This window comes from Streptomyces sp. NPDC058284 (genome assembly GCF_042881135.1).
Classification (GTDB): domain Bacteria; phylum Actinomycetota; class Actinomycetes; order Streptomycetales; family Streptomycetaceae; genus Streptomyces.
Genome location: NZ_JBHVYE010000062.1, coordinates 1 through 11,913, shown reverse-complemented (window position 1 = coordinate 11,913; position 11,913 = coordinate 1). Strand labels below are relative to the sequence as shown.

The following is an 11,913-nucleotide window of genomic DNA, read 5'->3' as shown; positions in this document are numbered from 1 at the left end:
CTAGTAGCTCCGCTACAAGGACTTCCCGGCGCCTTGCGATCGCACGCACCAGACGACGCCCACTGATCCGACCGGGGATATGACACAGGCTCTAACCCCCCGCGCCCCGCCCCGCCTGCCGGGCCTTCGTGTGCCGGGTCGGTTCGGCCGTCGCGGGGTCCTCCGGCCACGGATGCTTCGGGTAGCGGCCACGCAGGTCGGCGCGGACCGCGCGGTAGCCGGTCCGCCAGAAGGAGGCGAGATCGGAGGTGACGGCGGCGGGCCGGCCCGCGGGTGACAGGAGGTGTACGACCATCGGCACCGTGCCGCCCGCGATCTCCGGCGTCTCGGCGAGCCCGAACATCTCCTGCAACTTGACGGCCAGTACGGGCTGACCGGGATCGGAGTAGTCGATCCGGATCCGGGATCCGCTCGGCACCTCGAGCCGCTCCGGGGCGAGCTCGTCGAGGCGGACGGCCTCGCCCGTGGCCCACGGCAGCAGCCGCGCGAGAGCCTGCCCGGCGTCGATCCTCGCCAGATCCGCCCGTCGCCGCGCCCGGGACAGCTCCGGCTCCAACCACTCCTCCACGCGCGCGTGGAGGGCGTCCTCCGACACGTCGGGCCAGGGCGCCCCGAGGTGCCGGTGCAGGAACGCGAGCCGCTCCCGCAACTCCCGGGCGCCCCGCGACCAGTTCAGGAGCCCCGTGCCCGCCTCCCGCAGCCCGGTCAGCAACGCCTCCCGCACCAGCCGGGGATCGGGGTCCCGCAACGGGCGCACCACCAGCTCCACGGCGCCAAGCCGCTCCACATGCCGCGCCACGAGCTCACCGTCGCCCCAGGCCACCTCGTCGCCCTCGGAGTACAGCGGGGCCGCAGCGTCCCGCGCGACGTCCTCGTCGATGTGCCCGGCGAGCAGCACGCGCGCGTGCCCCGCGCCCACCGGCCGGTCGGCCACGGCCACCGCGAGCCACTGCGCCTGGGAGAGCGCGGAGCCCTGCCGCACCTCCGCCCGGGTGCCGCCCGCCATGAGGTACGTTCCGCCGCCCACGCCGCGGGCCACCCGCTCGGGAAACGCCAGCGCGGCCACCAGCCCCGCGACCTGCTCGTCACTCCCGCCACCGGCTCCGCGGGGCCCGCCCGGCACCGACGAGGCCAGCCGCCTCGCCTCGGTCCGCCACCGCGCCGCGTAGGAGTCGGCGCCCCGCCGCGCCGCCCGCCAGGCGCCCGCAAGGTCGTCCCCGTACTCGCGGGGCGGCTCCTCGCTCAGCAGCGCCACCGCCTCCGCCGCCCGCCGGGTGCCGACACGCGGTGCCGCGTCGAGGAGGGCACGGGCCAGGCGGGGGTGCAGGCCCACCCGGGACATCCGCGTCCCCCGCTCCGTGGCACGGCCGCTGCCCGCCTCCACCGCCCCGACCGCCACGAGGACGTCTCGCGCCGCCGCCATGGCGCCGCCCGGCGGCGGGTCGAGGAGCGCGAGCCCGGTGGCGTCGGGATCGCCCCAGCACGCCGTCTGCAGGGCGAACGCGGCGAGGTCGGCCACCTTGATCTCCGGCGCGGGAAAGCGCGGCAGACGCCCGTCCTCCGCCTCCGCCCAGCACCGGTAGACGGCCCCCGGAGCCTCACGCCCTGCCCGGCCCGCCCGCTGCCGCCCGGCCGCCTGCGAGGCCCGCACGGTCGTCAGCGCGCTCAGCCCGCGCGCGTGGTCGACCCGCGGCTCCCTGGCGAGGCCCGCGTCCACGACGACCCGCACCCCGGGCACGGTCAGGGACGACTCGGCCACCGCCGTGGCGAGCACCACCCGGCGCCCCGGCGCGCCGGCGAGCACCGCGTCCTGCACCGCGGCCGGGGCCCGCCCGTGCACCTGGAGCACCTCCACGTCGCCGAGCCCCGTCAACTGCCCGGCCACCCGTGCGATCTCCCCGACCCCGGGAAGGAAGCACAGGACGTCCCCGTCCCGCTCGGCCAGCGCCCGGCGGACCACCGAGGCCACATGGGCCAGCAGCGCGGGGTCCACCCGCATGCCGTGCGGCGGCCGTACCGCGCGCGGGGGCGGCGCCCAGACGACTTCCACGGGATGCGCGACACCTTGCGCCCGCACCACGGGAGCGCCCCCGAGGACGCGCGCCCAGCCCTCCGCGTCGGTCGTCGCGGACGCCGCGACAAGGCGCAGCTCGGGCCGCAGCGCAGCCCGCACGTCCACCAGGAACGCCGCCACGGTGTCCGCGTCCAGGTGCCGCTCGTGGCACTCGTCGAGGATGACGACGTCGACGCCGGCCAGCTCCGGGTCCCGCTGGAGGCGCTGGAGCAGGACACCCGTCGTGACGACCTCCACGCGCGTGGAGGGCCCCACGACCCGCTCGCCGCGCACCGTGTAGCCGACGCTTTCCCCGGCCTTCTCGCCGAGGAGCCACGCCATCCGCCGTGCGGCGGCCCGTGCGGCGATCCGCCGCGGCTCGGCGACGACGACGCGACGTACGACGTCATCGGCGCCGTCGAGGAGACCGGCCAGGAATCCGGCGAGCGCCAGCGGCACCAGCGTCGTCTTGCCCGTCCCCGGCGGGGCGCACAGCACGGCGCTGCCCGGCCCCTCCAGAGCGGAGTGGAGGGCGGGCAGCGCGTCGCGTACGGGCAGATCGAGGGCGTCGTTACGAGGAGCGGTCACGCACTCAGTCTCGTACGCACACGTAGATGGCCGTCCCCGGGATCAGGTTTCCGCGCAGCGGCGACCAGCCGCCCCACTCCTGGGTGTTCCAGGCGGGCCACTGGGGCTCCACGATGTCGACGAGCCGGAAGCCGCCGGCCACGATGTCCCGTACGCGGTCGCCGATCGTCCTGTGGTGCTCCACGTAGACGGCGTTGCCCTCCTCGTCCTGCTCCACATAGGGAGTGCGGTCGAAGTAGGAGGCCGCCACGGAGAGGCCCTCCGGTCCTGGCTCGTCGGGGAAGGCCCAGCGGATGGGGTGGGTGGCGGAGAAGACGAACCGGCCGCCGGGCCGCAGGACGCGCCGCACCTCCTTGAGGACCAGGGTGGGGTCGGCGACGAAGGGCATCACGCCGTAGGCGGAGCAGACGAGGTCGAAGGAGCCGTCCCTGAAGGGCAGCACTCCCGCGTCGGCCTGCACCAGCGGTACGTTCCCGCCGATCCGCAGCGCGTGCTGGAGCTGGCGGTGCGAGAGGTCGAGCGCGACGGGGCGCGCGCCCTGTGCGAGAAGCCAGCGCGAGCACTGCGCGGCGCCGGAACCGATCTCCAGGATGTCCTTGCCCTTGAGTTCCTCGGGCGGGCCGAGCAATTCGGCCTCCACCTCGTCGAGTCCCTCCGGGCCCCACACGAAGCGGTCGTCCCCGAGGAACGTGCCGTGCTCGACCTGGTAGTCGTCGGCGTTGCGGTCCCACCAGGCGCGGTTGGCGCGGCTGCTCTCGGTCACGTCGGCGTCACGCCTGGTGGCCTCGGGCTCGGGCGGCTCGGATTCTTGGATGATCGGCTCCATCGTCGTAATCTTCCGTACTTCTCGTCGGACCTCGTCGCGAAGGGGGCGCGGTACGGCCCGTGTGGCCTCATGCGACAGGTTTTGTGCCGGGTATGCGGCGATCCGCCCCGGGTGTGCGCCTTCGCGCATTGACCCTGTCCGGCTGCCCCCGTATGCTACAAGTTGCGCTGCGAGCCTGCGCTCCTCAGACGTAGCAGGCTGCGCTCGTGTCTGTTGCATGTCCCCTCGGTTGTCGAGGCGCCTTTCGCTTGCGGAAGTCGCGCTTCCTAGGCTGTCCGGCTTCTGCAGATCGAAATCGGCTCCCGGCGTTGCAGTACCTACGACTTCAATGTCCGTACCGGAGCCCTAACCCACATGACGAGCAGCACCGAGACCACCGCCACCACCCCGCAGGTAGCGGTCAACGACATCGGTAACGAGGAAGCCTTCCTCGCCGCGATCGACGAGACGATCAAGTATTTCAACGACGGCGACATCGTCGACGGCGTCATCGTGAAGGTCGACCGGGACGAGGTCCTGCTCGACATCGGTTACAAGACCGAAGGCGTCATCCCGAGCCGCGAGCTCTCGATCAAGCACGACGTCGACCCGAACGAGGTCGTCAAGGTCGGCGACGAGATCGAGGCCCTGGTTCTCCAGAAGGAGGACAAGGAAGGCCGTCTGATCCTGTCCAAGAAGCGCGCTCAGTACGAGCGTGCCTGGGGCACGATCGAGAAGATCAAGGAAGAAGACGGCATCGTCACCGGTACCGTCATCGAGGTCGTCAAGGGTGGTCTCATCCTCGACATCGGCCTCCGTGGCTTCCTTCCGGCCTCCCTCGTCGAGATGCGCCGCGTCCGCGACCTCCAGCCCTACGTGGGCAAGGAGCTCGAGGCCAAGATCATCGAGCTGGACAAGAACCGCAACAACGTGGTCCTGTCCCGCCGTGCCTGGCTCGAGCAGACCCAGAGCGAGGTCCGCCAGACCTTCCTCACGACCCTGCAGAAGGGCCAGGTCCGCTCCGGCGTCGTTTCCTCGATCGTCAACTTCGGTGCGTTCGTGGACCTCGGTGGCGTCGACGGTCTCGTCCACGTGTCCGAGCTCTCCTGGAAGCACATCGACCACCCCTCCGAGGTTGTCGAGGTCGGCCAGGAAGTCACCGTCGAGGTTCTCGACGTGGACATGGACCGCGAGCGTGTCTCCCTGTCGCTCAAGGCGACGCAGGAAGACCCGTGGCAGCAGTTCGCCCGTACGCACCAGATCGGGCAGGTCGTCCCCGGTAAGGTCACCAAGCTCGTTCCGTTCGGTGCGTTCGTGCGCGTCGACGAGGGCATCGAGGGCCTGGTCCACATCTCCGAGCTGGCCGAGCGCCACGTGGAGATCCCGGAGCAGGTCGTCCAGGTCAACGACGAGATCTTCGTCAAGGTCATCGACATCGACCTCGAGCGTCGCCGGATCTCGCTGTCCCTGAAGCAGGCCAACGAGTCCTTCGGCGCCGACCCGTCGGCCGTCGAGTTCGACCCGACCCTGTACGGCATGGCCGCGTCCTACGACGACCAGGGCAACTACATCTACCCCGAGGGCTTCGACCCCGAGACCAACGACTGGCTCGAGGGCTACGAGACCCAGCGCGAGGCCTGGGAGACCCAGTACGCCGAGGCGCAGACGCGCTTCGAGCAGCACCAGGCCCAGGTCATCAAGTCCCGCGAGGCCGACGCCCAGGCCGAGGCCGAGGGTGCGGCGGCTCCGGCCGGCGCCGCTCCGGCCGCGTCCGGCGGTGGCGGCGGCGGTTCGTACTCCTCGGAGTCGGACGACAACTCCGGCGCGCTGGCTTCGGACGAGGCGCTTGCCGCGCTTCGTGAGAAGCTTGCCGGTGGCCAGAGCTGAGGCTCGCCTCTAGGCGGTTGTAGCTGAACACTGCGGGCCCGCATCCCTTCGGGGGTGCGGGCCCGTTGTGCGTCCCGGCCCGGGTGCGGGGCTGTGGGGGTCGTCGCGCAGTTTCCCGCGCCCCTGGAGGGCTCGTCCCTGCGGGACTTGCCCTCTACGGCGGGACTTGCCCTCTACGGCGTGACCGGGATGTTCGTCAGGCCCCGGCCGCCGGACACCGTGTTGTTCGCGTACACCGTCGTCTTGCAGCTGCCGCTCCGATTCGTGACGTTGATGGCCAGCTGCTTGTCGCCCGTCGCGCCCGTCAGAGTCGACCTGTTGCCGCGGAAGACCGTGCCGCAGCCCCAGCCGGACTGCTGGGTGTGGGTCTCGTAGCCGTTGTTCGTGGTGTTCTTGCCGGTGTTGTTCTCGATGACGTAGTCGTTGCCCTTCACGTCGACCCACGAGTCGTCGAAGTGGGCGCCGGTCAGACCCTTGCCGTCGAAGGTGTTGCCGAAGACCTTGCCGCCGGTGGTGCCCTCCTTGAGGTCGACGGCCTCGCCGCCCACGTCCGGGCCGATGGTGTTGCCGAGGATCTGGACGTTGTCGCTCTTGTCGGAGAGCGTGTTGGCGGTGCCTACGTAGACGCCCTCTCCCATGCCGCGGCCGTCGTTCCCGGTGTCGTGGATACGTGAGTTCTTGAGCACGCCGTCCCTGCTCGACTTGCGGAAGTGGACGCCCTCCATGTCGAGGCCGTGGACCGTGACGCCGTCCACGACGACACCCCTCGCGGAGTCGATCATGATGCCCTTCTGGCCGCCGGTGACGGTGAGGCCCTTCACCGTCCAGTACGCGGCGCCGTTCAGATGCAATCCGTAACCGCCACCGGCCTTGAGCACCGCATCGGACGAACCGGTCAGCGTGATGCGGGAGTTGGCGCCCGCCGCCACGGAGGTCTTGAAGTTCCCGGAGTAGGTGCCGTCGGCGAGGTGGATCGTGTCGCCGGGTGAGGCGTCGGTGAGTGCCGCCTTCAGTTCGGCGGCCGTGGAGACCTCGATGGTCCGGGCGGACGCCGGTGCGGGTGCGGCTGCCGCGGTGGCGGCCAGGGCTCCGGAGGCGGCCGTCGCGGCGAGCAGGGCGGTGACCGTGGTGGGCAGGGTTCGTCGGGCGCGCATGGGGGTGGCCTTCCCGTCAGGGGGCGGTGGATTCGGGCAGGGGGCGTCCGCATGGGGGAGAGTTCTCCAGACGTTCTACTACGTGAACGCCGTGTGCGGACCTGAACGTAGGTGAACGTAGAGGCGGTCCATGTTGGCGTCAAGGTATGGACCGGGTAAGGGAGTTCACGCATACGGACACCGCGGGGCGCCGAGGAAGCGGGCGTGGCCGGGAATGCCCGTGCCCCGGTGCTTGTTCTTCCCTACGAACATGAGGAGGAGCGGTCACAGTGCTTGATCCGCAGGGTTTGTACGCATGGGAGCCGAAGGGCCTCGCCGTCGTCGACATGGCGCTCGCCCAGGAATCGGCCGGACTGGTCATGCTCTACCACTTCGACGGATACATCGACGCGGGCGAAACCGGCGACCAGATCGTCGAGCGGCTCACGGACAGCCTTCCCGGACAGGTGGTGGCGAGGTTCGACCACGACCGGCTCGTCGACTACCGCGCCCGGCGCCCGCTGCTCACCTTCCGGCGCGACCGCTGGAGCGACTACGAGGTGCCGACGCTCGACGTCCGCCTCGTCCAGGACGCCACCGGCGCGCCCTTCCTGCTGCTCTCCGGGCCCGAGCCCGACATCGAGTGGGAGCGCTTCGCCGCGGCCGTCCAGCAGATCGTGGAGCGCCTCGGCGTGCGCCTGTCGGTGAACTTCCACGGCATCCCCATGGGCGTCCCGCACACCCGCCCCGTGGGGCTCACCCCGCACGGCAACCGCACCGACCTGATCCCCGGCCACCGCAGCCCCTTCGACGAGGCGCAGGTGCCGGGCAGCGCGGCCTCCCTGGTCGAGTACCGCCTCCTGGAGGCCGGCCACGACGTCCTGGGCGTCGCCGCGCATGTCCCGCACTACATCGCGCGTTCCGCCTACCCCGATGCTGCCCTCACGGTCCTCGAAGCGATCACCGGCGCGACCGGTCTGGTGCTGCCGACGGTCGCGCACGGCCTGCGCACCGAGGCGCACCGCACCCAGACCGAGATCGACCGGCAGATCCAGGAGGGCGACGAGGAACTCGTCGCCCTCATCCAGGGCCTCGAGCACCAGTACGACGCGGCCGCGGGCGCCCAGGACCGGGGCAACATGCTCGCCGAGCCGCTGGACATCCCGTCCGCGGACGAGATCGGCCGTGAATTCGAACGCTTCCTCGCTGAGCGGGAGGGCGACGCGTAGCGCCCGGTCCGAAGGCAGGCTCTAAGCTGCCGGTCATGCTGAAGGTGGGCCTGACCGGCGGAATCGGCGTCGGCAAGAGTGAAGTCTCGCGGCGGTTCGCCGCGTCCGGTGCCGTCCTGATCGACGCGGACAAGATCGCGCGTGAGGTGGTGGAGCCGGGAACTCCCGGTCTGGCGGCCGTCGTCGCGGCCTTCGGGCCGGAGATCCTGGCCCCGGACGGCTCGCTGGACCGGCCGAAGCTGGGCGCGGTCGTCTTCGCCGACCCCGAGAAGCTGGCCGCACTGAACGCGATCGTGCACCCCCTCGTGGGGGCCCGCTCCGCCGAGCTCGAACAAGCCGCTGCCAAGGACGCGGTCGTCGTCCACGACGTGCCCCTGCTCACCGAGAACGGCCTCGCGCCGCTGTACGACGTCGTGGTCGTCGTCGACGCGGACCCCGCCACGCAGCTGGACCGCCTGGTGCGGCTGCGCGGCATGAGCGAGGACGACGCCCGCGCGCGCATGGCCGCGCAGGCCACCCGTGAGGAGCGGCTGGAGATCGCGGACATCGTGATCGACAACGACGGTCCGCTGGAAGGGCTTGCGGAGCGGGTCGCCGAGGTCTGGGCGGAGCTCGCGCGCCGGGCACGCGCCTGACGGGACGCGGGAGGGCGCCGGGGGTGCAGCGGCGACCGGAGCCCGGAATAGGCGGGGGCGCGGCGGGTGTTGGGACCGGTGAGCCAGGAAAGGGAGCACGACGTGTCCGAGAACAGCCCGGAGACTCATGTCATCGATTTCCGTGCGGCGGAGCAGCTTCTCGCCGCCCGGGATCCGCGCGGCGCGGTGAAGCTGCTCGACACCGTCATCGCCGCCCACCCCGAGAACACCGCGGCGCGTCTGCTGCGGGCGCGCGCCTTCTTCGCGGCGGCTCAACTGCGCGCCGCCGAGCTGGAGTTCAGCATCGTCCTGGAGCGCGAGCCGGACAACGCCTTCGCGCACTTCGCGCTCGCCCGCACCTACGAGCGCGGGGCCCGCAGCGAGCAGGCACGGCGCCACTTCCGCCTCGCGGCCGCCCTGGACCCGCAGCCGGAGTACCTGGCCGCGGCCCGCTTCGACAGCGGCGCCGGCCCGGCCTGAGCCGGAACGAGAGGCCCCTTCGGGGGCCTCTTGAGCGGCTGCTCGGCTCTAGCGGCTGCTCGGCGGGTCGTATGGGGGGACGTCCTTGCCCGGCTGGTAGTGCGGGCCCTGACGCATGCGGTGCACGACCCACGCGAGGTCGCCCGCGACCACCAGCATCAGCACCCCGCACGCCGCCGCCCACCCCGTCCGCCCCGTGAGCGCGAAGGCGACGGTACCGAAGGTGGCCCAGGCCAGACCCCATACGCTGAACCAGAGGCGCATGCGCAGGGGACTGCGCGCGGTCATGGGTTCACTGCCTGTACGCATCATGAGAGGTCATCTCCTCCTCTCAGGATAAGCAGGGCGGGCGGAACGCGGAGGGCAAAGACGGGGAGCGGAGACGGGGAGGGGCGGAACGTGGGCGGGAACATGCTGGACGCGCTCAGGGCCGACGGAAGGCTCGCCGCGTGGCTCGAGGCACTGGAGAGCGCGCCGGAGCCGCGCGCCCGGGCGGTGCTGCCGGAGGCCGACGAGCTCCCGGAGGTGCTGCTCGACCTCGCGGTGCCGCACGAGGACATCAACGCCCTGGTGGCGCTCCGCGACCGGCTGTGGGCCGACCCGGAGGCACGGTGGCTCCTTGAGCGCTGCGTGGACGCCGTCGTGCGCGACATGGGGACGGTCGGCCGCGGCGGCCGTGCCCCCGTGCTGCCCGAGGCGTGGGGCGAGCTCGGGCGCTGCTTCTTCGTGTACGTGTACGTGGCGGCGCTGCCGCATGTGCGCGCGTACCACCGCGACCGCGGCATCCCCGCCGACGTCTCCCGCCACACCCTCGCCGACCTCGGACGTCACCTCGCGGTGCACCGCAGGGCGCACGGCGGCCGCGGTCTCCTCGTACCGGAATGGCTCGGTCTGCACTTCCGGGGCGAGCTCTACCAGGTGGGGCGGCTGCAGTTCCAGCGGGCCGTGCTCGGCCGGCGCATGGGCGGCGCGACGGCCGCGGCCGGGCACGGCGCGGGCCCCGGGGACCCCTGCCTGAACCTGCACATCACCGATTTCCGGGGCCCGTTGACGCCGCGGGCCTGCGACCGGTCGATCTCCCTGGCGCGCGAGTTCTTCGCGCGGCACTTCCCCGACGAACGATATGAGACAGCGGTCTGCCACTCCTGGCTGCTCGACCCGCAGCTGAGAAGCTACCTGCCCGCGCACTCGAACATCGTCCGCTACCAGGCGCGATTCCGCCCTGTGTACGACTATGACCAGGAGCCGGAGGACGGCGACCCCGTCGCCTTCGTCTTCGGCGACCGGGACCTCCCCGTGGACAAACTGCCCAGGCGGACGCGGGTGGAGCGGGCTGTCGGGGACCATCTGCGGGCGGGCGGCCACTGGTACATGGGACATGGCTGGTTCCCGCTGCGGGCCGCCGACGGGTGAGCGGGCGGGGAACGGCGCCGCGAGGTGCTTCGTTGGGCGGGCATGAGCCTGGAGATGCGTGAGGGATACGAAGGGGCGGGGCCCGGCGCGATCACGCCGGACGGTTGCGCCGTCGAGCTGTACGCGCGCCTGTCCGTCGGGGACGAGCCGGACGTCATCGAGGGCGCCGTGCCGCCCGGGTCGCACATCCTGGAACTCGGCAGCGGCGCGGGCCGGGTGACGCGGCCGCTCCTGGAGCGCGGCTTCCGGGTGACCGCCGTGGACGAGTCGGCGGAGATGCTGGAGAGGGTCGCCGCGCTCGACGGCGGGGTGCGGACGGTACGGAGCCCGATCGAGAAGCTGGACCTGGACGAGAAGTTCTCCGTGGTGATGCTCGCGTCGTTCCTCGTGCACAGCGGCGAGACATCGGTACGCCGCGGCATGCTGCGGGCCTGCCGGAACCACGTCACGGACGGCGGCTGCGTGCTGATCCAACGGGAGGGCGAGGACTACCACACCAATGTGCCGAGAGAGCGCGTCGACCCGGCCGGCTACACGATCCGGATCCTGTCGGCCGAGCCGGTCGGCGACGGGGTGAACGAGGTGCGCGCGGAGTACGTGTTCCCGGACGCCGTATGGACCCAGACGTTCCGGGCCAGGCCGCTCACCCGGAGCCAGTTCGAGGACGCCCTCGCGGAGGCGGACCTCAAGGTCGACAAGTACCTGACGGACGACGGGACCTGGGTGCGGGCGGTGCCGGTGGTCTGAGCCGCGGGCGCGACGGTTCCGGTGGGCGGACGTGGGGAGTGCGGTTCGCGGCGGCGTCGGAAATGAGGCTCGCGGCCGATGAGTTTCGCGTGGACGTCAGGTCTCTATGGGTGACAGTACGACGGCCCGCGGGATCGACGGGCCCCACCCACCGAGGAGACCGCGATGTCCGCCACCACCACCCCTTCCGTCGCTCCCGCAGCAGCCGCAGCCGAGGCGGTCGCCCCCTCGGCGGTCGCACCCGTCCGGGCCCGGAGCCGTGGCGCCCGGATCGCCCTGCGGAGCCTGCAAGTGCTGCTCGCCGTGTTCTTCGTCGCCGCGAGCGGGGCGCCCAAGCTGATGGCGCACCCGACCGCCGTCGAGGCCTTCGACAAGCTCGGGTGGGGTGCGCCGGGGATGTACACCATCGGCGCGCTGGAAGTGCTCGGCGGAATCGCGCTCCTGATCCCGCTGCTCTCCTCCCTCGCCGCCACGGCGTTCATCGGGCTGATGACCGGCGCGTTCATCGTGACGGTCACCGCGCTCGGCGGTGAGAACGCGGCGACGCCCCTGATCCTCGTCGTGCCGTTCGCGTGGATCGCGTGGGCGCGGCGCGAGGAGACGACGAAGCTGGTCGCCCGCCTGCGGGGGTGAGTGGAGGGAGGCGGTCCGGGCCACCTCCGACCTCTGATCTCCGACCTCCGATCTCCGATCTCCGCCGAAAAGTCTCAGCAACGCGCCCCTGGTGACGGGGCGCGTCGCTGAGACTTTTCGGTGTTCTGACCGAGCCGACCTCGCCGACCTCGCCGACCGAGCCGACCTCGCCGACCGAGCCGACCTCGCCGACCGAGCTGACCGAACCTGCCTGCGGCTAGGGCCTGTCTTTCGGATCTGTCCGGGGTCGCGGGGCCTGGCACGCACATCTGCGGCGTTGTCGTCGGTTGCCAACGCTCCGCGTTGCCGC

11 protein-coding genes are annotated in these 11,913 nt (G+C 71.8%); 7 read left to right on the top strand and 4 right to left on the bottom strand.

From position 1 onward, the window contains the following. Positions 1-91: 91 nt before the first annotated feature. Both hrpB and ACFVYR_RS37990 read right to left on the bottom strand, forming a co-directional pair. Positions 92-2,641: an ATP-dependent helicase HrpB gene (gene hrpB / locus ACFVYR_RS37995; RefSeq protein WP_384258561.1), complete on the bottom strand. Its 2,550-nt coding sequence runs from the start codon at positions 2,639-2,641 to the stop codon at positions 92-94. 4 nt (positions 2,642-2,645) lie between these two features. Further along, positions 2,646-3,467, bottom strand: a complete 822-nt coding sequence (locus ACFVYR_RS37990) for a class I SAM-dependent methyltransferase (protein ID WP_384258563.1) — start codon at positions 3,465-3,467, stop codon at positions 2,646-2,648. 354 nt (positions 3,468-3,821) lie between these two features. On the opposite strand from ACFVYR_RS37990, the gene rpsA reads away from it, so the two are divergent. Then, complete coding sequence (rpsA, locus tag ACFVYR_RS37985) at positions 3,822-5,333, top strand: 30S ribosomal protein S1 (protein ID WP_384258565.1); 1,512 nt, start codon at positions 3,822-3,824, stop codon at positions 5,331-5,333. Between the two features lie 173 nt (positions 5,334-5,506). On the opposite strand, the gene ACFVYR_RS37980 is transcribed toward rpsA, so the two are convergent. Continuing rightward, positions 5,507-6,487: a right-handed parallel beta-helix repeat-containing protein gene (locus ACFVYR_RS37980; RefSeq protein WP_384258568.1), complete on the bottom strand. Its 981-nt coding sequence runs from the start codon at positions 6,485-6,487 to the stop codon at positions 5,507-5,509. A gap of 269 nt (positions 6,488-6,756) precedes the next feature. Between ACFVYR_RS37980 and ACFVYR_RS37975 the strand changes: the two genes are divergently transcribed. From ACFVYR_RS37975 to ACFVYR_RS37965, 3 genes are all read left to right on the top strand, one after another. Then, entirely contained in the window at positions 6,757-7,695 is a 939-nt protein-coding gene (locus ACFVYR_RS37975) for a PAC2 family protein (protein ID WP_384258570.1), read from the top strand. A 35-nt stretch (positions 7,696-7,730) separates the two neighbouring features. Further along, the gene (gene coaE, locus ACFVYR_RS37970) at positions 7,731-8,330 is read left to right on the top strand and encodes a dephospho-CoA kinase (RefSeq protein ID WP_384258573.1); all 600 of its coding nucleotides are present in this window, start codon (positions 7,731-7,733) and stop codon (positions 8,328-8,330) included. 102 nt (positions 8,331-8,432) lie between these two features. Then, positions 8,433-8,810: a tetratricopeptide repeat protein gene (locus ACFVYR_RS37965; protein ID WP_384258576.1), complete on the top strand. Its 378-nt coding sequence runs from the start codon at positions 8,433-8,435 to the stop codon at positions 8,808-8,810. A 48-nt stretch (positions 8,811-8,858) separates the two neighbouring features. Here the strand turns inward: ACFVYR_RS37965 and ACFVYR_RS37960 are convergent, their stop codons facing one another. Next, on the bottom strand, positions 8,859-9,119 hold the full coding sequence (locus tag ACFVYR_RS37960) for a DUF6343 family protein (protein ID WP_384258727.1): 261 nt from the start codon (positions 9,117-9,119) through the stop codon (positions 8,859-8,861). Positions 9,120-9,305: 186 nt separating this feature from the next. On the opposite strand from ACFVYR_RS37960, the gene ACFVYR_RS37955 reads away from it, so the two are divergent. The 3 genes from ACFVYR_RS37955 to ACFVYR_RS37945 all read left to right on the top strand — a co-directional run bounded on the left by ACFVYR_RS37955 (position 9,306) and on the right by ACFVYR_RS37945 (position 11,603). Then, positions 9,306-10,223, top strand: coding sequence for an acyltransferase domain-containing protein (locus ACFVYR_RS37955; protein ID WP_384258729.1), 918 nt, complete (start codon positions 9,306-9,308; stop codon positions 10,221-10,223). A 42-nt stretch (positions 10,224-10,265) separates the two neighbouring features. Beyond that, the gene (locus ACFVYR_RS37950; RefSeq protein WP_384258579.1) at positions 10,266-10,970 is read left to right on the top strand and encodes a class I SAM-dependent methyltransferase; all 705 of its coding nucleotides are present in this window, start codon (positions 10,266-10,268) and stop codon (positions 10,968-10,970) included. Positions 10,971-11,135: 165 nt separating this feature from the next. After that, a complete protein-coding gene (locus tag ACFVYR_RS37945) occupies positions 11,136-11,603 on the top strand; it encodes a DoxX family protein (protein WP_384258581.1) in 468 nt (155 codons plus the stop codon). Positions 11,604-11,913: the final 310 nt, after the last annotated feature.